The 19,715-nt window shown below is 71.8% G+C and carries 13 protein-coding genes and 1 pseudogene; 4 read left to right on the top strand and 10 right to left on the bottom strand.

The genetic code is table 11. From position 1 onward, the window contains the following. Positions 1-47: 47 nt before the first annotated feature. A complete protein-coding gene (locus SXIM_RS22655; protein WP_046724999.1) occupies positions 48-2,765 on the bottom strand; it encodes a bifunctional acetate--CoA ligase family protein/GNAT family N-acetyltransferase in 2,718 nt (905 codons plus the stop codon). A gap of 112 nt (positions 2,766-2,877) precedes the next feature. Between SXIM_RS22655 and SXIM_RS22650 the strand changes: the two genes are divergently transcribed. Further along, positions 2,878-3,159, top strand: coding sequence for an HPr family phosphocarrier protein (locus SXIM_RS22650; protein WP_030730278.1), 282 nt, complete (start codon positions 2,878-2,880; stop codon positions 3,157-3,159). A 161-nt stretch (positions 3,160-3,320) separates the two neighbouring features. On the opposite strand, the gene SXIM_RS22645 is transcribed toward SXIM_RS22650, so the two are convergent. From SXIM_RS22645 to SXIM_RS22635, 3 genes and pseudogenes are all read right to left on the bottom strand, one after another. Further along, complete coding sequence (locus SXIM_RS22645) at positions 3,321-3,998, bottom strand: GntR family transcriptional regulator (RefSeq protein WP_046724998.1); 678 nt, start codon at positions 3,996-3,998, stop codon at positions 3,321-3,323. Between the two features lie 211 nt (positions 3,999-4,209). After that, positions 4,210-5,627, bottom strand: a pseudogene (locus SXIM_RS22640) (M16 family metallopeptidase). Next, a complete protein-coding gene (locus tag SXIM_RS22635; RefSeq protein WP_078635364.1) occupies positions 5,624-6,970 on the bottom strand; it encodes a M16 family metallopeptidase in 1,347 nt (448 codons plus the stop codon). Before SXIM_RS22635 ends, SXIM_RS22640 begins: the two are co-directional and overlap by 4 nt. 217 nt (positions 6,971-7,187) lie before the next feature. On the opposite strand from SXIM_RS22635, the gene SXIM_RS22630 reads away from it, so the two are divergent. Both SXIM_RS22630 and SXIM_RS22625 read left to right on the top strand, forming a co-directional pair. Further along, positions 7,188-9,662 (top strand): DNA gyrase/topoisomerase IV subunit A, encoded by a 2,475-nt coding sequence (locus SXIM_RS22630; RefSeq protein WP_030730267.1) that lies wholly within the window; start codon positions 7,188-7,190, stop codon positions 9,660-9,662. A 179-nt stretch (positions 9,663-9,841) separates the two neighbouring features. Beyond that, the gene (locus SXIM_RS22625; RefSeq protein ID WP_046724997.1) at positions 9,842-10,747 is read left to right on the top strand and encodes a ferredoxin family protein; all 906 of its coding nucleotides are present in this window, start codon (positions 9,842-9,844) and stop codon (positions 10,745-10,747) included. A gap of 9 nt (positions 10,748-10,756) precedes the next feature. Here SXIM_RS22625 and SXIM_RS22620 read toward each other — a convergent pair whose 3' ends face one another. After that, on the bottom strand, positions 10,757-12,874 hold the full coding sequence (locus SXIM_RS22620) for a DNA gyrase/topoisomerase IV subunit B (RefSeq protein WP_030730261.1): 2,118 nt from the start codon (positions 12,872-12,874) through the stop codon (positions 10,757-10,759). 414 nt (positions 12,875-13,288) lie between these two features. Between SXIM_RS22620 and SXIM_RS22615 the strand changes: the two genes are divergently transcribed. Next, positions 13,289-13,519: a DUF7455 domain-containing protein gene (locus SXIM_RS22615; RefSeq protein ID WP_030730260.1), complete on the top strand. Its 231-nt coding sequence runs from the start codon at positions 13,289-13,291 to the stop codon at positions 13,517-13,519. Positions 13,520-13,636: 117 nt separating this feature from the next. Here the strand turns inward: SXIM_RS22615 and SXIM_RS22610 are convergent, their stop codons facing one another. From SXIM_RS22610 to SXIM_RS22590, 5 genes are all read right to left on the bottom strand, one after another. Then, complete coding sequence (locus tag SXIM_RS22610) at positions 13,637-14,461, bottom strand: serine protease (RefSeq protein WP_030730258.1); 825 nt, start codon at positions 14,459-14,461, stop codon at positions 13,637-13,639. A gap of 90 nt (positions 14,462-14,551) precedes the next feature. Further along, positions 14,552-16,174 carry an RNA polymerase sigma factor gene (locus SXIM_RS22605; protein WP_281289060.1) on the bottom strand — a complete coding sequence of 541 codons (1,623 nt, stop codon included), beginning with the start codon at positions 16,172-16,174 and terminating at the stop codon, positions 14,552-14,554. A 322-nt stretch (positions 16,175-16,496) separates the two neighbouring features. After that, complete coding sequence (locus SXIM_RS22600) at positions 16,497-17,462, bottom strand: FadR/GntR family transcriptional regulator (protein WP_078635363.1); 966 nt, start codon at positions 17,460-17,462, stop codon at positions 16,497-16,499. A 179-nt stretch (positions 17,463-17,641) separates the two neighbouring features. Beyond that, the gene (locus tag SXIM_RS22595; RefSeq protein WP_375879320.1) at positions 17,642-18,415 is read right to left on the bottom strand and encodes an NUDIX hydrolase; all 774 of its coding nucleotides are present in this window, start codon (positions 18,413-18,415) and stop codon (positions 17,642-17,644) included. Continuing rightward, positions 18,415-19,611 carry a DUF4192 domain-containing protein gene (locus tag SXIM_RS22590; protein ID WP_053116278.1) on the bottom strand — a complete coding sequence of 399 codons (1,197 nt, stop codon included), beginning with the start codon at positions 19,609-19,611 and terminating at the stop codon, positions 18,415-18,417. The genes SXIM_RS22595 and SXIM_RS22590 overlap by 1 nt, the downstream gene beginning before the upstream one ends. Positions 19,612-19,715: the final 104 nt, after the last annotated feature.

Genomic DNA, 19,715 nt, shown 5'->3' with positions numbered 1-19,715 from the left:
TTGCCCGGGTACGTGCCCGGGTGCGTGCCCCGGGCCCGGGCGCCGGGTCAGTACGCGGGAAGCCGGCGCGGGGCCAGGTCCGGGCTCGGGGACGGCGGCGCCAGCGCGACGGTGGCGGCGAGCACACTCAGTCCGCGCGGGGCGACGACCACCGGTTCCAGGGTCACGGCGGCGATCTCGGGATGGTCCTCGACCAGCCGGCCGAGCCGCAGCAGGAGTTCCTCCAGGGCGTCGGTGTCCACCGGGCTGGCGCCGCGCCAGCCGAACAGCATCGGGGCGGCCCTGATGGACCGCACCAGGGCCGCGACGTCGCGGTCGGTGACCGGCAGCAGCCGGTGCGCGATGTCGCCCAGCAGCTCGGAGGCGGGACCGGCCAGGCCGAAGGAGAGGACGGCACCGATCGCCGGGTCGGCGACGGCGCGCACGACGGTGTCCACACCGCGCGGGGCCATCGCCTGGACGACGGGGCGGGGCGCGTCGTGCGAGCCGAGTGCCGCCAGTTCGGCATGGGCCCGGCGCAGTTCGCCCTCGGTGGCGAGACCGAGCCGGACGCCGTCGAGGTCGGCGCGGTGCCGCAGCCCTGGGGCGGTGGCCTTCAGGGCGACCGGGAAGCCGAGTCGGCGGGCGGCGCGGACGGCGGCGTCCGGGCCGGGGGCGGCCAGGGCCGGCAGCACGGTGATGCCGTAGGTGGCGAGCAGCCGCTGCGCGCGGTCGGTGGCCAGGGGGTGCCGGCCGGCCGCCTCACCCGCGCTCGCGGCGGCGATGACCCGGGTGGCGGCGTGTTCGTCGATGTCGTCGAAGGCCGGGACCGATCCGGGGACGGCGGCGTCGGCGCGCCAGCGGGCGTGCCGCACGGCGTGCGCCAGCGCGCGGACGGCGCGCTCGGCGGAGGGATAGCCGGGGATACCCCGGGCGCTGAGGGCGGTGGCGAGCCCGTCGATGGCCAGATGGGCGACCACCACGGGTATCCGGCGCCCGGGCACGGCGGTGATCGCGGCGTGCAGGGCGTCGGTGAGGGCGGGTGCGGTGAGCCCGGCACCGCCGGTGGGGACGGCGGTGACCACGACGGCGTCGGTGTCGGGGTCGGCGAGCGCGGTGCCGAGCGCGTGCCGGTAGTCCTCGGGTCCGGCGTCCGGGGGCAGCGCGGTAGTGGGCAGCGGGCTGAGGTCCTGGGCCCGGCAGGCGTCGTGGGCGACCAGGCCCAGGGCCTCCGCGTTGCCGAGGACGGCGATCCGGTGTCCGGGGGGCAGCGGCTGTCCTGCGAGCAGGACGCCGGTGTCCACGAGTTCGGTGACGGTGTCCGCCTCGATCACCCCGGCCTGCCGGATGAGGGCGGCGGCGGTGTCCTCGGGGGTGCTGGTGGCGGGGACGACGTGGCCCGGTGGCAGCGCGCCGCCGCTGTGCCGGCCGCCGCGCACCACGACCACGGGCTTGCCGGCGGCGGCGGTGCGGCGGGCGAGACGGGTGAACTTGCGCGGGTTGCCCAGCGACTCCAGGTACATCAGCACCACATGGGTGTCCGGGTCCTCGTCCCAGAACTGGAGGGCGTCGTTGCCGGACAGGTCGGCGCGGTTGCCGGCCGAGATGAAGCTGGAGAGTCCGGCGCCCGAGCCCTCCAGTTCCTCGAGGACGGTGATGGCGATGGCGGCGGACTGGGTGAAGACCCCGATCCGTCCGGGCGGCGGCAGGTACGGGGCGGGGCTGGCGTTGAGCCGGACGCCGGGGGCGGTGTTGAGTACCCCGAAGGCGCCGGGGCCGATCAGCCGCATCCCGTACGAGCGGGCTCTGCGCACCAGTGCGCGCTGGGCCTGTCCGGTGTGGCCGGTGGAGAGCACCAGCAGGCCCTGGACGCCGTGCTCCCCGCAGTCGGTGAGCACCTGGTCGACCCGGTCGGCGGGCACCGCGAGCACGGCGAGGTCCACGGGCCCGGGTATCTCGCGCAGCGAGCGGTGCGCGGGGATGCCGTCGATCTCGGTGGTGTCCTCGGGCAGGGCGCGGTTGACGGCGTACAGCGGCCCGGCGAAGCCGCCCGCCCGCAGCCGGTCGAGGACCAGCCGGCCGGCGCCGCCCGGGGCGCGGCCGGCGCCGACGACGGCGATCGAGCGGGGGGCGAGCAGCCGCTGGAGGGAGCGGGCCTCGGCGCGCTGCTCACGGGCCCGCATGACGGCGAGCGAGGCGGCGGTGGGTTCGAGGTCGAGGGTGAGGTGGACGGACCCGCCGGCGAAGCTGCGCCGCTGGGAGTAGCCGGCGTCGGTGAACACCTTGATCATCTTGCTGTTGGCGGGCAGCACCTCGGCCTCGAACCGGCGGATGCCGCGCTCGCGGGCGACGGCGGCGATGTGCTCCAGCAGGACGGAGGCCAGTCCCCGGCCCTGGTGGGCGTCCTCGACGAGGAAGGCCACCTCGGCACGATCGGCGACGGGGGCGTCCCCGGCCGGGGGGTGGGAGCGGGAGGCGGGGTTGCCGTGCCGGTCGACGCGGTCGTAGCGGACGGTGGCCAGGAAGTCGTCGCCCACGGTGGCGGCGAGACCGACCCGGTCGTCGTAGTCGTGATGGGTGAAGCGGTGCACGTCCTTGTCGGACAGCCGGGGGTGGGGGGCGAAGAAGCGGTAGTACTTCGCCTCGTCCGAGACCCGCTCGTAGAAGCGGACGAGCCGCTCGGCGTCGGCGGGGGTGATGGGCCTGATCCGCGCCGTGCCGCCGTCCCGCAGCACGACGTCGGCCTCCCAGTGCGCGGGATAGACAGGCTGTTCGGGTGTCCGCATGGCTTCACAGTACGGTTGAGGGCAGCCGTGCGGGATGCCGAACGTCCTCGGGCGGCCTTGATCCACGCATGACAGGCCCGCGAGGGCCGTTCCGAGCTTGAAGGGCAACACCATGGCTGAGCGCCGCGTCACCATCGGCTGGGCGGAAGGGCTCCACGCCCGGCCCGCCTCGATCTTCGTCCGTGCCACGACGGCCGCCGGCGTCCCGGTCACCATCGCCAAGAAGGACGGTGCCCCGGTGAACGCCGCCTCGATGCTGGCGGTGCTGAGCCTGGGCGCCGAGGGCGGCGACGAGGTCGTGCTGACCTCGGAGGCGGACGACGCCGAGGCGGTGCTCGACCGGCTGGCGAAGCTGGTCGCCGAAGGGCTCGAGGAGCTCCCGGAAACCGTCTGAAGATTTGCCTTCTTTTTGCGGCGGAGCGGTTTTCGCGCAGGATGCGCGTGCCGCTCCGCCGACTTTTGTGACCGGGATATGAAATCCGGGCAGCAGAAAGGCACCCCGGGAATATTACCGAGGGAATTCCGAGACTGACGACCAGGTGTATACGGCCGCTGTTAAATCTGGCCGCGTCCCGTGTTGACGGCAGGTTTCAGGACCCGCGCACCGGCGGCGCGCGTGACCTTGCGGGCCGGCGCCGTACGCTCCAACTGCGCCGTCGTCAGCGCCCGCGCCCGCTCCGCGTCCCCCCGCGCGATCGCGTCCACCAGCGCGCCCCGCTCCTGCCAGGAGACCACCGCCCGGCCCACCGGCTCCGCCGCGTACAGCCAGGTGATCTTGCGGCGCAGCTGCACCAGCATCGAGGTGAGACCGGGGCTTCCGGTGGCCTGGGCGACCGTCTCGTGGAACCAGTCCCCCAGCGACCGCAGGTCCGCCTCCTGCCCCTGACCTGCGCGCTGCCGCCCCAGCCTGACCAGCCCCCGCAGTACCTTCAGATGCGCCTCGGTGCGCCGCTGGGCTGCCCGCGCCGCCCCCAGCGGCTCCACCAGTGCCCTGATGTCCAGCAGATCGGCGGCCTCCCGCTCGCCCGGCTGCGCCACACACGCCCCGGCATGCCGCTTGGAGACCACGAACCCCTCGGACTCCAGGGTGCGCAGCGCCTCGCGCACCGGCACCCGGGACACCCCGTAGCGCTGCGCCAGCTGCTCCTCGGCCAGCCGGGATCCCGGCGGCAGCACACCGTTGACAATGTCGTCACGAATCGCCGTGCATACCGTGTGCGCGGAGATACGCATCAAAACCCCCATTGCCATATCCGGCAAAGCCTTCTGCATTGCCACCGGTACTCAACCGAACTGTATGACAAGGGCGTCGGAATGCCGATAGGGCCCCTGGTGAAGGTGGTGGCTTTCGGCCCGCCACAGAGGAATTCAGGACACGGAACGGCCCCGGCGCCGTGCGGGCCGCCGGGGCCGTCCTGCCTGCTGTGTGCCGCGCCGGGCGGGATCAGGCCTCGCCGTCGGCCTCGGCGCCGCCGTCGCTGAGGACGGTGACCTCGCCGATGCCCAGCTCCCGTACCGGCCCCTCGATCTGCTCGCGGTCGCCGACCAGGACGGTGACCAGGCGGTCCGCCGGGAAGGCGTTCACCACGGCGGCGGACGCCTCCACGGTGCCGGTCTCCGCCAGCCGCAGGTACAGCTGTGCCTGGAAGTCGTCCGGCAGCTCCTGCTCGACCTGGTCGGCCAGGGTGTTGGCCACCGCGCCGGCCGTCTCGTAGCGCAGCGGGGCCACGCCGACCAGGTTCTGCACGGCCTGGTCGCGCTCCTCGTCGGTGAGTCCCTCGGCGGCCAGGGTGCGCAGCACCTGCCACAGGTCCGCCAGCGCGGGCCCGGTGACATCGCTGGCCACCGAGCCGTGGATGGCCAGCAGCGAGAGTCCGGTGCCGTCGGCGGCCGAGCGCAGCACCTGGGCGCTGGCGCGCACGCCGTACGTGTAGCCCTTCTCCTCGCGCAGCACGCGGTCGAGCCGGGAGGTGAGGGTGCCGCCCAGGCAGTAGGTGCCGAGCTGCTGGGCGGGCCACACCCGGTCGTGCCGGTCGGTGCCGATCCGGCCCAGCAGCAGCTGGGTCTGCACCGATCCGGGGCGGTCCACGATGACGACCCGGCCGGTGTCGTCCGCGGTGACCGGCGGGATGGCGAACGGTACGGCGGGCTCCGCCTGCCAGGCGCCCAGCGTGTCGGCCAGCACCGCGTCCAGGTCGATGCCGGTCAGGTCTCCGACCACCACGGCCGTGGTGGAGGAGGGGCGCACATGGGTCTCGTAGAAGGCCCGTACCGCCTTGGCGTCGATCCGGCGCACGCTCTGCGCCGTGCCCTGCCGGGGCCGCGACATGCGGTGCTCGGCCGGGAACAGCGAGGCGGACAGCGCCATGGCGGCCCGCCGCGAGGGGTTGGCCAGCTCGTGCGGGATCTCGTCGAGCCGGTTGCGCACCAGCCGCTCGATCTCGTGCTCGGGGAAGGCGGGGACGCGCAGCGCGTCGGCGAGCAGCCCCAGCGCCTTCACCAGCCGGGAGGCCGGCACCTCCAGGGAGACCCGTACGCCGGGGTGGTCGGCGTAGGCGTCCAGGTTGGCGCCGCAGCGCTCCAGCTCGGCGGCGAACTCCTCGGCGCTGAGCGTGTCGGTGCCCTCGGACAGGGCGCGGGCCATGATGGTGGCCACGCCCTCCTGCCCGGCGGGCTCGGCGGTCAGCGGGGCGAGGAGGTTGACCTCGACCGCGATGATCTGCTGGCCGGGGCGGTGGCTGCGCAGCACGGTGAGTCCGTTGGGCAGCGTGGAGCGCTCGGGGCCGGGAAGGCCCAGGGCTTCGGCTCACCGCCGGCGGGCTGGGGGTGCTGGTCCATGGTGGGAGTGATCGCGTCCGTCACCGGTCCGCCCCTTCGCTGTCGTCGTCGCTGTCCGCCCGGTCGGTGGTGGGCTCGTACACCAGCACGCCCCGGTTGTCGCGGCGCAGCCAGGCGGCGGCCACCTCCCGCACCTCCTCGGGGGTGATCTCCAGCATCCGCCGCACACCGCTGAGCGCCAGCTGGGGGTCACCGAACAGCACGGCGTACTTGCACAGTTCGTCGGCGCGCCCGCCGACGGTGGCCAGCCGGTCCAGCCATTCGCGCTCCAGCTGGGCCTGGGCGCGCTCCATCTCCTCGGGCGTGGGGCCCTCCTCGGCGAAGCGGGCCAGCTCCTCGTCGACGGCCGCCTCGATCTCGGCGATCCGCGCGTCGCCCGAGGTCTTCACGTCCAGCCAGCCGAGCGAGGGCGCGCCGGCCAGCCGCATCATGCCGAAGCTGGCGGCGACGGCGGTGCGGTCGCGGCGAACCAGCCGGTTGTGCAGCCGGGAGGACTCGCCCCCACCGAGCGCGGTGAGCGCCAGATCGGCGGCGTCGGCGGCGCGGCCGCCGTCCTGCGGCAGCCGGTAGGCGGCCATCAGGGCGCGCGAGGGCACGTCCTCGTGGAGGGTCTCGCGCAGCTCGGTGCCGATGACACCTTCCAGCGCCCCGTCGCGCGGCGGCTGCTTGCCGTCGTGCGGCGGGATGGAACCGAAGTACTTCTCGATCCAGGCGAGCGTCTGGGCGGAGTCGATGTCACCGACCACAGAGAGCACCGCGTTGCCCGGCGCGTAGTAGGTGCGGAAGAACTCCCGGGCGTCCTCCAGGGAGGCGGCGTCCAGGTCGGCCATGGAGCCGATGGGGGTGTGGTGGTACGGGTGACCCTCGGGGTAGATCTTGGCGACCAGCCGCTCGAACGCCGTGCCGTAGGGCACGTTGTCGTACCGCTGACGGCGTTCGTTCTTGACGACGTCGCGCTGGTTCTCCATGGACTCCTCGTCCAGCGCGGTCAGCAGGGTGCCCATGCGGTCGGCCTCCAGCCACAGGGCCAGTTCGACCTGGTGGGCGGGCATGGTCTCGAAGTAGTTGGTGCGTTCGAAGCTGGTGGTGCCGTTCAGCGAGCCGCCCGCGCCCTGGACGAGCTCGAAGTGGCCGTTGCCCTTGACCTGCGCGGAGCCCTGGAACATCAGGTGCTCGAAGAGGTGGGCGAGACCGGTACGGCCGGGGACCTCGTGGCGGGACCCGACGTCGTACCAGAGGCAGACCGCGGCGACCGGGGTGAGCCGGTCCTCGGAGAGCACCACCCTGAGCCCGTTGGCCAGCTTGTGCTCGGTCGCTGTCAGCCCGCCTGTGGTGTCCTGCGGGATGGCCGTGTGGCCCATGGGCATGAGGTCCCTTCGCTGTCGAGGGTGGAGACATGTGTCACCTTATGCAAGGTAGGCCGCGAGGTGTGAAGTTCCCGTACGGTACGGGACCGGCGGCCGGGTCGGATTCGGGCTGTCGGTGGGTCGGGCCACAATGGTCCGCAGCACCATGCCTGTTCACGGCCCGTTTGGTCGTTGGTTCGTACGTTCTGTTCAGTTCACACTAAGGAGCCCGCGCCCGATGGCCCGCCGCAGTTCGAAGACCCCGCCCGGCAGGGGTTCCGCCGGAACATCGTCCGGGGCCGATGTGGAGGAGCGCATCCTCGACATCGACGTCGTCGACGAGATGCAGGGCTCGTTCCTTGAGTACGCGTACTCGGTGATCTACTCCCGGGCGCTGCCCGACGCCCGGGACGGTCTCAAGCCGGTCCACCGCCGGATCCTGTACCAGATGCACGACATGGGGCTGCGCCCCGAGCGCGCGTACGTGAAGTGCGCCCGCGTCGTCGGCGAGGTGATGGGCAAGCTGCACCCGCACGGGGACTCGGCGATCTACGACGCGCTGGTGCGGATGGCGCAGCCGTTCTCCATGCGGCTGCCCCTGGTGGACGGCCACGGCAACTTCGGCTCGCTCGGCAACGACGACCCGCCCGCCGCGATGCGGTACACCGAGTGCCGCTCGGCGCCGGCCTCCTCGCTGATGGTGGAGTCCATCGACGAGGACACCGTCGACTTCGCGCCCAACTACGACGGCAGCGAGCAGGAGCCGGTGGCGCTGCCCGCCGCGTACCCGAATCTGCTGGTCAACGGCTCCAGCGGGATCGCCGTGGGCATGGCCACCAACATGCCGCCGCACAACCTGGTCGAGGTGATCCAGGCCGCCCGGCATCTGATCCGCTACCCGAACGCCGACCTGGACGCGCTCATGCGTTTCGTGCCGGGACCCGACCTGCCGACCGGCGGTCTGATCACCGGCCTCGACGGCATCCGCGACGCCTACGAGAAGGGCCGGGGCACCTTCCGGATCCGGGCCACGGTCGCGGTGGAGACGGTGACGGCCCGCCGCAAGGGACTGGTGGTCACCGAGCTGCCGTTCGCGGTGGGCCCGGAGAAGGTCATCGCCAAGATCAAGGACCTGGTCAACGCGAAGAAACTCCAGGGCATCGCGGATGTGAAGGACCTGACCGACCGTGAGCACGGGCTGCGGCTGGTCATCGAGGTCAAGAACGGCTTCAACCCCGAGGCCGTGCTCGCCCAGCTGTACAAGCTGACGCCGATGGAGGAGACCTTCGGCATCAACAACGTGGCGCTGGTGGACGGGCAGCCGCTCACCATGGGCCTCAAGGAGCTGCTCGAGGTCTACGTCGACCACCGCTTCGAAGTGGTGCGCCGGCGCAGCGAGTTCCGCCGCACCAAGCGGCGCGACCGGCTGCATCTGGTGGAGGGCCTGCTGGTGGCCCTCATCGACATCGACGAGGTCATCCGGATCATCCGGTCCAGCGACAACGCGGCCCAGGCCAAGGACGCGCTGATGGAGCGGTTCGGGCTGAGCGAGATCCAGACCCAGTACATCCTGGACACTCCGCTGCGCCGGCTGACCCGGTTCGACCGTGTCGAGCTGGAGTCGGAACGGGACCGGCTGCGCGAGGAGATCGAAGAGCTGACGCAGATCCTGGACTCGGACTCCGAACTGCGCAAGCTGGTCTCCCACGAGCTGTCCCAGGTCTCCAAGAAGTACGGCACACCGCGCCGCACCCAGCTGCTGGAGGGTGACGGCGCGCCCGCCCAGGCGGTGCCGCTGGAGGTGGCGGACGATCCGTGCCGGGTGCTGCTGTCCTCCACCGGGCTGCTGGCCCGTACCGCCGACGGGGACACCGACTTCGCCGAGCCGGCCGGGCGTGCCAAGCACGATGTCATCGTCTCCTCGGTGTCCTCCACGGCCCGGGCCGAGATCGGGGTGGTGACCTCGACCGGGCGACTGCTGCGGGTGGCGGTGATCGATCTGCCGCAGCTGCCGGCGTCCGCCACCGCGCCCGCGCTGGCAGGCGGCGCCCAGCTGTCGGAGTTCGTGTCGCTGGCCTCCGACGAGCGGGTGATCTGTCTGACCACCCTGGACGAGTCCTCGCCGGGGCTGGCCATCGGCACCGAGTCGGGTGTGGTGAAACGGGTGGTGCCCGACTTCCCGTCGAACAAGGAGGAGCTGGAGGTCATCGCGCTGCGCGAGGGCGATGTGATCGTGGGCGCGGTGGAGCTGCGCACGGGTGAGGAGGACCTGGTCTTCATCACCAACGAGGCACAGCTGCTGCGCTATCAGGCCGCGCAGGTAAGGCCGCAGGGCCGGCAGGCGGGCGGCATGGCCGGGATCAAGCTGGGCGAGGGCGCCCGGGTGCTCTCCTTCACGGCGGTCGATCCGGCCGCCGAGGCCGTGGTGTTCACGGTCGCGGGCGGCGAGGAGACGCTGGACGGCTCGCACGGCTCGGCCAAGGTGACGCCGCTCGACCAGTATCCGCGCAAGGGCCGGGCGACCGGCGGGGTGCGCTGTCAGCGCTTCCTCAAGGGCGAGGACCAGCTGGTCTTCGCCTGGGCGGGGGCGACCCCGGCCCGGGCGGCGTCCAAGACCGGCGCGCCGCTGTCGCTCCCGGAGATCGACCCGCGCAGGGACGGCTCGGGGGTGCCGCTGGAGAAGGCCGTGGCGGTCGTGGCCGGCCCCATGTGATCTCCCCCGGCTCACGCTGGAGGTCCCCCACGGGGGGCGCCGCCGTCCGATGAGCCGCGCACCACGACCGGCCGGGATCCCTCGTGGAGGGGCCCGGCCGGTCGCGTGGGGCCCCGTCGGCCGCACGGGCTCCGGTGGCCCCCGGGCCGGGCGCGGCGGGAAAGGTTAGGCTCACCTGTGTGAGCATGTGCGCGACCGCGTCCTGGACGCGGGAGGAACCGCTGGCGGGCACCGCCGCCACCGCCATCACCTGGCTGCTGCTGGAACAGCCGGGCCCCTGGGGCCCGCAGGCGCTGACCGGCAGCCGGCTCGACCCCGTGATCGGCGACGCGCTGGAGTCGGCGGCCCGGGGCACCGGTGTCAGGGTGGCGCTGATCCGCCGCCCCGGCCGCCCTGCGGCCGATGCCGCCGACCGGCCGCGCCGGGTGTATCTGGCCCACACCCGCCCCGGGCACTCCTGGCTGCGCGAGCTGCGCGTCCGGGACCCGCGGCAACTGCTCGCCCTCGACTTCACCCGGCTGGGCGCCGGAGAACACGACGGCACGGGGGACCCGTACCACGGTGATCCGCTCGCCCTGGTGTGCACCAATGGCCGCCGGGACCGCTGCTGCGCCCTGCTGGGCAGGCCGCTGGCCGCCGAGCTGGCGGCCGGCGGCGGCGTCTCCGCCTGGGAGATCACCCATATCGGCGGCCACCGGTTCGCCCCGACCCTGCTGATGCTGCCCCACGGGTACGCCTACGGCCGGGCCTCGGCGCCGCTGGTCAAGGAGGTGGCCACCGCCCTGCGCGAGGGCCGGGTGGTGACCCGGCACTGCCGTGGCCGCTCCGTCTGGGACCGCCCGGGCCAGGCCGCCGAGCTGGCGGTGCGCGAACTGACCGGCGAGGAGAGCCCGGACGCGTTCACCGTCGAGGCGGGCGGTACGCAGGGGGCGGCGGCCGCGGTGACCGTACGGCACACCGACGGCCGCCGCTGGGCCGTCACGGTCGATCAGGCGGCGGACGGTCCCGCGCTGCCCGCGAGCTGCGGGGCGGCGCCGCAGCCGCAGAGCCGGATAACCGTCACCGCCGTCCGTCCGCTGCCCTGATCTCCCCGGTCAGGTGTCGATCCGCGACCGGTCCAAGGTGGCCGCCGAATTGGTGATGAACTCGCGGCGAGGCGCCACCTCGTTGCCCATCAGCAGGCTGAACGCCGTCTCCGCCGCCTCCAGGTCGGAGATGTTGATCCGCCGCAGCGTACGGAAGCGCGGGTCCATGGTGGTCTCCGCCAGCTGGTCGGCGTCCATCTCGCCGAGCCCCTTGTAGCGCTGGATGGCGTCCTTGTACCGCGTCCCGCGCCGCTCCAGGTCCAGCAGGGTCTGGCGCAGCTCGTTGTCCGAGTAGGTGTACAGGTACTTGTCCTGGCCCTTCTTCGGATTGCTCAGCTCGATGCGGTGCAGCGGCGGCACCGCGGAGAAGACCCGGCCCTGCTCGACCATGGGCCGCATGTAGCGCTGGAAGAGTGTCAGCAGCAGACAGCGGATGTGCGCGCCGTCGACATCGGCGTCCGCGAGGAAGATCACCTTGCCGTAGCGGGCCTGGTCGATGTCGAACGTGCGCCCGGACCCCGCTCCTATCACCTGGATGATGGCGGAGCACTCGGCGTTCTTCAGCATGTCGGAGACCGAGGACTTCTGGACGTTGAGGATCTTGCCCCGGATCGGCAGCAGCGCCTGGAACTCGGAGTTGCGGGCCAGCTTGGCGGTGCCCAGCGCGCTGTCCCCCTCGACGATGAACAGCTCACTGCGGTCCACGTCGTCGCTGCGGCAGTCGGCGAGCTTGGCGGGCAGCGCGGAGGACTCCAGGGCGGTCTTGCGGCGCTGCGCCTCCTTGTGCTGCCGGGCGGCGATCCGGGTCCTGGAGGCCGCCACGACCTTCTCCAGGACGGTACGGGACTGCTGCTTGTCGTCCCGCTTGGTCGAGGTCAGGAACGCCTTGAGCTCCTTGGAGACCACTTGGAGCACGATCCGGGCGGCGGCCGAGGTGCCCAGTACCTCCTTGGTCTGGCCCTCGAACTGCGGCTCGGCCAGCCGTACGGTGACCACCGCCGTGAGGCCCTCCAGGGCGTCGTCCTTGACGACGTTGTCCTCGGCCACCCGCAGCAGCTTGGTGGCCCGCAGCACCTCGTTCACCGTCTGGGTGACGGCACGCTCGAAGCCGGAGACGTGGGTGCCACCCTTGGGGGTGGCGATGATGTTGACGAAGGACTTGACCGTGGTGTCGTATCCGGTGCCCCAGCGCAACGCGACATCGACGTCCAGGTCGCGCTTGACCTCGGTCGGGATCATGTGGCCCAGGTCGTCCAGGACGGGGACGGTCTCCTTGAAGGTCCCGGAGCCGCGCAGCCGCTGGACGTCGCAGATCGGCTTGTCCTGCGCCAGGTACTCGCAGAACTCGCTGATGCCGCCCTCGTAGTGGAAGGTCTCCTCGGTGGGGGCCGCACCGTCGATGCCGCGCTCGTCCCGGACGACGAGGGTGAGCCCCGGGACCAGGAAGGCGGTCTGCCTGGCGCGGGCGTGCAGGGTCTCCAGGGACAGCTTGGCGTCCTTGAGGAAGATCTGCCGGTCGGCCCAGTAGCGCACCCGGGTTCCCGTCCTGCTCTTCGGGATCTTCTTGCCCTTGAGCAGGCCGCTGCCCGGGTCGAAGGGGGCCTCGGGGCCGGACTCGGTGAAGATGCCCGGGGTGCCGCGCCGGAAGCTGATGCTGTGGGTGGCCCCTCCCAGGTCGACCTCGACGTCCAGGCGGGCGGACAGGGCGTTGACGACGGAGGCGCCGACGCCGTGCAGGCCGCCGGAGGCCGCGTAGGCGCCGCCGCCGAACTTTCCGCCGGCGTGCAGCTTGGTCATCACGACCTCGACGCCGGACAGGCCGGTCTTGGGTTCGATGTCGACGGGGATGCCGCGGCCGTTGTCGCGGACCTCGACCGAGCCGTCCTCGTGGAGGATGACCTCGATCCGGTCGCCGTGGCCCCCCAGGGCCTCGTCCACGGAGTTGTCGATGATCTCCCACAGGCAGTGCATGAGCCCGCGGCTGTCGGTGGAGCCGATGTACATGCCGGGGCGCTTGCGCACCGCCTCAAGGCCCTCAAGAACGAGCAGGTGCCGCGCGGTGTAGTTGCCACCGGTGTCACTTCCGGTCAACAGTGCGGTGGACGGCACGGACGTGTCGGCGGTCACGCAGTTCGCTCCTCGCTGAATTCTTCTTTCGTGGCGGGTTCGCCGCTCAGAGGGTACCGAGGCCCTGTAGAGCGGTTGTGCACTCCCCGGGGGAGTGTCCGGAACCGTCCGAAATCGATCCCCTGTTCGATAACTCGATCGGGTGACGTGTACATCACGTTCCCTTCGGGGCATGAACCATTTAGGCTCCGGGCACGTCCTCCTGAACAGAGCAGGACCCGATACACCGAAGCGGCCGACCACCATCCACGACTGTCCACACGCACTGCAATCCGGCCCATTCGCCGCCACCCGGCAGCGTTCGGCCACCTCGACCGGCGAATTTCGGGGAAGAAAGCCGCGAGCGGGAACGTTTTCGGCCTGGTTGGATGTTGACCCTGGTACGACAGCTCGTCGAGCTAGAGAAGAGGCGACGTGACTACTGTTCTGACTCCCGCGACCCCGCTGACGGCTGGGGACCGCTGCGACCGCTGCGGGGCCCAGGCGTATCTGCGCGTGGTCCTCACCAGCGGTGGCGATCTTCTGTTCTGCGCCCACCACGGCCGCAAGTTCGAGCCCGAGCTCAAGAAGATCGCGGCGGAAATACAGGACGAGACGGAGAAGCTCACCGCGACTCCGGGCACCGCGGGCGACGACGAGCGCTGACTCGTACGCCGTATCGCGTCCCCCGCCCTCACGACGGGCCGGTCCGGCCCCCGGTCGGACCACGGGCGGCCTTCCCGGTGACACCGGAAAGGCCGCCCGTTCCTGTCATGAATCCGTTCAATCGCTGACGCGGCCCTCCTGGTCGAGCAGTTCCGCGATCAACGAGCCCCTGGTGTACACGCCGGGATAGGCGGGATCCCCGCAACCATTGCCCCAGGACACCAGGCCCACCAGCGCGCCGGCCGCCACCAGAGGGCCGCCGCTGTCGCCCTGGCAGGCGTCCTGGCCGCCCTGCGGGGCCGCCGCACACACCATCGACTCCGCGTCGAAGCCGCCGCCCACGGCCTCGTAGGCGCGGGCGCAGTCGTCGTCGGCGAGCATCCGCACGCCGGCGGCCCGCAGCAGATTCTCGTAGCCGCCGCTCCCGGTCGTGTCGCCCCAGCCGTGCACCAGGGCCTCGGTACCGGGGGTGTAGCCGGGGTGCCCCGCGCCGGCCACCCGGATGGCGTCGTCGGCGGGCAGCGATTCGGTGAGCGTGAGCACGGCGAGGTCACCGGCATTGGTGGCGGGGTCGTAGCCCGGATTGATCCGGACCTCGCGCACCGCAACCTCGCGACCCGCGTCCCGACCGAGATCGTCACGGCCGGCGATCACCGTCAGATCGCCGGGATCGTCGGCGTTGCGACCCAGCACCTCGGGGCTCACACAGTGCGCTGCGGTGACCACCGTGTCCGGGCCGACCAGCGCGCCGCCGCAGAACTGCCCGGAGCGTGCCTCGCCGTACCGGTCCCGGCTGGCCAGGGCGACCACCCAGGGGTGATCGCTCACCGAGACGGGAGAGCCGCCGACGATGTGTTCGTCGGCGGCGGCGTGGGCGGGCAGCAGGGCGGCGGACAGGGCCGTGAGCGCGGAGAGCAACAGCGGCCGATGAAAGTACGACATGGGGACTCCTGACCGTACGAGGTCGTTTCGTCACCCAGCGTCATCGCGGTGGCCCGTTCGCGCATCCGGAACGGGCCACCGGGCGGTGTGTCAGTCGAGGTAGTCGCGCAGCACCTGGGACCGGGAGGGGTGCCGCAGCTTCGACATGGTCTTGGACTCGATCTGGCGGATCCGCTCCCTGGTCACGCCGTAGACCTTGCCGATCTCGTCCAGTGTCTTGGGCTGGCCGTCGGTGAGGCCGAAGCGCATGGAGACCACGCCGGCCTCGCGCTCGCTGAGGGTGTCCAGGACGGAGTGCAGCTGTTCCTGCAACAGGGTGAAGCTGACGGCGTCGGCGGGGACCACGGCCTCGGAGTCCTCGATGAGGTCGCCGAACTCGCTGTCGCCGTCCTCGCCCAGCGGGGTGTGCAGGGAGATCGGCTCGCGCCCGTACTTCTGGACCTCGACGACCTTCTCGGGCGTCATGTCCAGTTCCTTGGCCAGCTCCTCCGGGGTGGGCTCGCGGCCCAGGTCCTGGAGCATCTGCCGCTGGACGCGGGCGAGCTTGTTGATGACCTCGACCATGTGCACCGGAATACGGATGGTGCGGGCCTGGTCGGCCATGGCGCGGGTGATGGCCTGCCGGATCCACCAGGTGGCGTACGTGGAGAACTTGTAGCCCTTGGTGTAGTCGAACTTCTCCACCGCGCGGATCAGACCGAGGTTGCCCTCCTGGATCAGGTCCAGGAAGAGCATGCCGCGGCCGGTGTAGCGCTTGGCGAGCGAGACGACCAGCCGGAGGTTGGCCTCCAGCAGGTGGTTCTTGGCGCGCCGGCCGTCCTCGGAGATGATCTCCAGCTCGTGCTTGAGCTTGGGGGCGATCTTGTCGGAGCCGGCGAGCTTGTCCTCGGCGAAGAGACCGGCCTCGATGCGCTTGGCCAGCTCCACCTCCTGCTCCGCGTTGAGGAGGGGGACCTTGCCGATCTGCTTGAGGTAGTCCTTGACCGGGTCGGCGGTGGCACCGGCGGCGGCGACCTGCTGGGCGGGGGCGTCGTCCTCGTCCTCGTCGGAGAGCACGAAACCCTCGTTCTCGGGCTTGCCGTCGGGGCCCTCGACGAGCTTGCCGCCCTTGGCCGCGCGCTCGGCCGCCGACTCCTCCAGACCTTCCTCGTCGCCCTCGAGAAGCTCGTCGACGACCTCCTTCTTGGCGGAGGTCTTCTTCGCCGCGGTCTTCTTGGCGGTGGTCTTCTTCGCGGGCGCCTTCTTGGCGGCGACCTTCTTCGCGGTGGCCTTCTTCGCCGCGGCCTTCTTGGCGGTGGCCTTCTTCACACCGGCCGGGGACTCGTCCACGGAGTCGGCACCCTCGGTGTCGGTGACCGTGGCACCCGGGCGGGCGGTGGCGGTGGCCTGGTGGACGGAGACGGTCTTGGCGGCGACCGTCTTGGTCGCCGTGCGCTTGGCCGACGTCTTCGCGGCGGCACTCTTCCGGGTGCGCTTGGGGGCCTCGGCGGCACTCACCATCAGCGTCACGCCCTCCTCGTCGAGGATCTGGTTGAGGCTGCGCAGAACGTTCTTCCACTGGGTTGACGGAATCTGGTCGGCCTCGAAGGCCCGGCGCACGTCATCGCCGGCGATCTGCCCCTCGGCCTTTCCCCGCTCGATGAGCGCCATCACAGAATTGGATTCGGCGATCTCCGCGGGGAGAGTACGGGAAGTGCTGGCCGACACGAACAACCTCTCGGAAACTCTGGAAAACGGCTTGGGCACCACTCACGGGAAGCGGAGGCCCGACCGGCGGCCGGACGGGCCACCGGTGGCGGAAGCGGGGCGGTCCTGGAGACCGGCCACCGCTGCTACCTCTTGAATCATCGCGCTGCTTCCCGAAGTGTTACGCCGCTTTCGCGTGTCCCGAGTCACATCGCACACCCGACTGTATCGGGCGGAGGCCGCGACGGCGCCGGTGGCCTGCCCGGACCCGGCCCCGGAGATGCCGCTGGGGCCTGTCCGACACCTGTCCCCGGCCGGACGGGGCGCGCCGGACAGGCCCTGCACCCGCTCAGTGCTCGCGGGGGGCGGGCACCACATGGTCCGCGGATCCGGCCGGTGCGGCCGTCTCGGAGTGCACGGCGAGGAGCTGCCGCATGGCGGACTCGGCGGCGACGGGCTCCCCGGCGCTGATCGCGTCGAGGATCCGCTGGTGCAGGAGGAGGGATGCCTCGGTGGGGTGCTCGCATCCGGAGAGCGCTCCGCCGGAGACCTGCAGGGCGGCGCCCACGATGCCGGACAGGTGTTCCAGCATGCGGTTTCCCGCACCCTGGAGCAGCAGCGAGTGGAACTCGGCGTCGGCCCGCGAGAAGGTGAGCGCGTCACCCTGGCCGAGCGCGTGGTTCATGATCTCCACCATGTCGGCGAGCCGCTGGCGCACCTCCTCCCGGATGTCACCGGCGGCCAGCCGGGCGGCCAGCGGCTCGATGGTGAGCCGCAGCTCGCACAGCTCGCGGCGCTGGTCCTCGCGCTGCGGGCCGAAGGCGCGCCACTCGATGATGTCGGGGTCGAGCAGATTCCAGTCGCCCACCGGGCGGACCCGGGTGCCCACGTTGGGCCGGGCGCTGACCAGTCCCTTGGCCTCCAGGACCCGCAGGGACTCGCGCACCACCGTGCGGGAGACCTCGAACCGCTGCCCGATCTCCTCGGGTACCAGCGGACGGTCGGCACCCAGGTCGCCGGAGACGATCATCTGGCCGAGCTGCTGAACGAGTTGGCCGTGCAGCCCGCGGCCCCTGCTGCCGGCGGCGCGGCGGCCGACACGGCCGAGATCGGGATCAGTTCCTTCCCACACGGGCGCGTTGGTGGTGCGGGCCGAGCCGGTGGACTCGGCGTAGGAGTAGCGGTCGAGGCCACCGGGACCGGCCGGGCCGGAGTCGGTGGAACGGGTGGCGGTCATCATCGAGTGCGCAAGGGTAGTCATGCCTCCTTTGTCGGCGGACCCCGCAACCACCTTGAGGTCTTTGGTGAAAAGCACACGAAAGGGTGATCGGCGACTCCCGCATAATTGACGCCTAATCGGACGGAAATGGACTTCTCGCTGGCAATGCCGGGTGGCTCCGACCAGTTGGGCGCACGCCCGACGCCGCGCACGTCCCCAGGAACGGGCAACTCCCCGTCCCCCGCGGCCCGGGGTGTTGTTCCGGAACAGCGGTCCTAGACCTCGGGACGCAGCATCGGCGGGTTGAGGATGGTGGCGCCGCCGGCCCTGAACAGCTGGGCCGGACGCCCTCCCTGGCGCGTGGTGGTGCCGCCGACCGGCACCAGGAAGCCGGGGGTGCCGGTCACCTTGCGGTGGAAGTTCCTGGGATCCAGGGAGACTCCCCACACCGCCTCGTAGATCCTGCGCAGCTCACCCACGGTGAACTCTGCGGGACAGAACGCGGCGGCGAGCGAGGAGTATTCAATCTTCGAACGGGCGCGCTCCACTCCGTCGGCGAGGATGCGCGCGTGGTCGAAGGCCAGTTCCTCATCGGGGCCGCCGCTCGCGTCGCCGAGCAGCGAACGCACCGGCTTCCACTCGGCGCCGCCCGCGTCACCGCCGGCGACCGGGGCCGGCAGGTCAGGAGCCAGCACCAGATGCGCCACGCTGACCACCCGCATGCGCGGATCGCGGTCCGGATCGCCGTAGGTGGCCAGCTGTTCCAGATGCGCACCGGCCAGCCGGCTCCCCTCGCCGTGCGCCCGCAGACCGGTCTCCTCGGACAGCTCACGGGCCGCCGCCGAGTCGAGGCATTCACCGGTTCTGACGAACCCGCCGGGCAGCGCCCATCTGCCCCGGTACGGTTCCTCGCCACGCCGCACGGTGAGCGCGCACAGCGCGTGCCTGCGGACCGTGAGCACGACCAGATCGACGGTGACGGCGAACGGCGGGAAGTCGGACGGGTCGTAGGGCATGCCGTGATCATAGGGCTCCCCATGACGCCACATCAGAGCCTTGGGACGGAGCGCTGCCCGCGCATGCAGCGGCGCAGCGGCTCGGGGTCCATGCCCTCGTTCATCGCCTGGTGCAGCAGTGCGGCGAACAGGTACTCGGGGTCCGTCTCCAGGGCCTTCATCAGGGCGATCCGGGCACCCACCGTGTCCCCGGCACACCAGGAGACCCAGCCGGCCAGGGTGAGCGGCGGGGCGGCGTGCCCTTCGTAGGCCGCGACGCAGCGGCGGGCCAGCGCCCGCCACAGGCGCAGGGCCGGCGCGGCGTCGGGGCCCTCCATCCACTCGGCGAGGGTGTCGCGCAGGGTCAGGTCCTGGAGTCCGAGGATCATCCGGGCGGCTTCGTCCGAGGTGATGAGCGCGTCGTCGCGGTCGTCCGGCCGGGCCGGCCGGTCCTTCTCGGGACGCTGCTCGTGATCACCGCCCGCGGTCCGCTGGGCGGGGACGAGGGCCGGGCCCGGGGCCCGGCGCAGCCGGCTCACCAGCCGGCGGGCCAGTTCCAGTGTCTCCTGGCGTACCGCGGCCGCCTCGGGGCCCAGCAGCCGGGGCATCAGCGTTCGCGCCGCCGCGTCCAGCTCCCTGATCTGGCGGGCGGCCGCCGCTCCGCGCAGTGGACGGAGCCGGCCCTCCAGTTCGCGCTGGGTGCCCTGGACCCGGATGCCGCTGACGGCCGAGGCCGCGGCCAGTTCGGTGGAACCGGCCTCGGGCAGCGGGGTGCCGTCGGCGTCGCAGCAGCCACCACGGACGCAGAGATAGGACCAGAACCGGCGGTCGGTGATGAACAGGGCCTCGCACACCGGGATCTCCCGGGCCCCGCAGGCGGTGCGGAGCAACTGGGCCAGGGGACGCAGCCGTTCCATGCCCTCGCGTGCGGTGCCGGGGTCATCGGCGTTCGGGCACAGGTAGACGACGGCGCCGGTGAGCGGCTCGGGGCCGACCGGACCGCCGCTCACCAGAGCGGCAGCCAGCGCGTCGGCCTGGAGGGGCCATTCGGCCGGGTCGGCGGGCAGTGCGGCGCGGATCCGGCCGATGACCCGGCCGCGCGCTCCGTAGAGGCCGGCGATCACGATGCAGTCCTCGGGGTGGTAGCCGAGCAGATAGGGAAGGGCGTCCGCGAGGTCGCCCGGGCTGCGCAGGGTGACATCGGAGTCGAGGGCGGTGACGGGCTGCGTGGTGTTGCTGTGTGGAGTCATGCGATGACTGTGCCTGAGATCACGCGATCTGTGCTGAAAGTTATCCACAACCCTGGACATACTGAGCTATTTACTGATGTTCGGCTCGGTTTTCCACAGCCCCG

The sequence above is a fragment of the Streptomyces xiamenensis genome, assembly GCF_000993785.3.
GTDB lineage: Bacteria > Actinomycetota > Actinomycetes > Streptomycetales > Streptomycetaceae > Streptomyces > Streptomyces xiamenensis.
The sequence above is the reverse complement of the archived record's forward strand: the minus strand, read 5'-3'. Positions and strand labels throughout refer to the sequence as shown.